Origin of the sequence: Streptomyces sp. NPDC004658 (assembly GCF_040609555.1) — a bacterium.
GTDB lineage: Bacteria > Actinomycetota > Actinomycetes > Streptomycetales > Streptomycetaceae > Streptomyces.
The window spans coordinates 1-1143 of sequence record NZ_JBEXKG010000416.1; the positions used below are offsets into that span (position 1 = coordinate 1).

The 1143-nt window shown below is 69.0% G+C and carries 2 protein-coding genes; both read left to right on the forward strand.

The window, feature by feature from the left end:
- Window positions 1-574 (forward strand): hypothetical protein (locus ABZV94_RS41795; RefSeq protein ID WP_356350359.1); only part of this gene is annotated, 574 nt, incomplete at its 5' end.
- Window positions 571-1092 (forward strand): hypothetical protein, encoded by a 522-nt coding sequence (locus tag ABZV94_RS41800; RefSeq protein WP_356350360.1) that lies wholly within the window; start codon window positions 571-573, stop codon window positions 1090-1092. The genes ABZV94_RS41795 and ABZV94_RS41800, both read left to right, overlap by 4 nt.
- The last annotated feature ends 51 nt before the right edge of the window (window positions 1093-1143 follow it).

Sequence of the window (1143 nt, forward strand, 5' to 3'; positions counted from 1 at the left end):
CGGTGCGCTCGCCCCGTGGATGGTCCCGTACGTCGACAACGGGGTGTGGCGGAACTGCGGCTGCACCGGCGGCTGTACCTGCTCCGCCCGCTGTGAGGCGTTCATGCCGTTCCCCGTGGCCCGCGTCGACCAGGTGATGGACCAGGGCACCGTCCTCGACCCGTCGGCGTACCGCCTTGACAACGGGCGCATCCTGGTGCGCGTCGATGGGGACTGCTGGCAGGAGTGCCAGGACTACAACCTCCCCGCCACCGAACCGGGCACCTGGTCCGTCACCGTCACCCCGGGCGAACTCCTCCCGCGCATGGGGCAGATCGCCGCCGGGGAACTCGCCTCCCAGTTCGCGAAGGCCTGCGTCGGTGCCGGGGATTGTGCGCTGCCGGCAGAGCTGGTGTCGCTGACGCGGAACGGGGTGCAGTTGGAGATGCCGGACCCGGCCACGTTGGTCGACAACGGGCTGACGGGGCTGTTCAACGTGGATCTGTTCCTGCGCGCGGTCAACCCCGGCCGCCTGAAGGCACGCCCGCGCGTCTTCTCCAGCGACCTGCCTCGTGACCGGCAGGTGACGTTGTGACGCGCCCCGTCGACTACGCGGAGACCTTCCTGGAATGCCTGCGCACGGCGATCCACGCGTCCCCGTACGACATCCCTGACGAGAAGATCTGCATGCGCTTCGGTGAGGTCGTGAACCCGACGTTGGGGACCGGTGAGGACGAGTGCTGCACCGGCCTTGCGTGGGTGCGCGTCGCCGGAATCACCCCGATCCGGGCCGACCCCGACAACACCGAGTACGGGCTCTGCGCCACCGGCGCGCGCCGTCTCACCCTGGAGATCGGCACCGCCCGGTGTGTCCCCGTCGGGACCATGGCGGCGGGCCCGACCTGCGATCAGTGGACCGAGGCCGCTCTGAAGATGGACTCCGACCAGGCGTGCATTGAGCGAGCCCTCTGCTGCCTTGGTGAGCAGCAGGATTCCCTGCGCGGAACCGAGGCTATGGCGCCCGGCGAGTACATCCCCGGCGGCCCGGACGGGAACTGCATCACCGGCGCCATGACCGTGACCATCGACTACTCCTGCGGATGTGGCTCATGACTCGACGGAAGACAGACGACCGGGGCGTCCGGATCAAGGTGCTGATCAGCT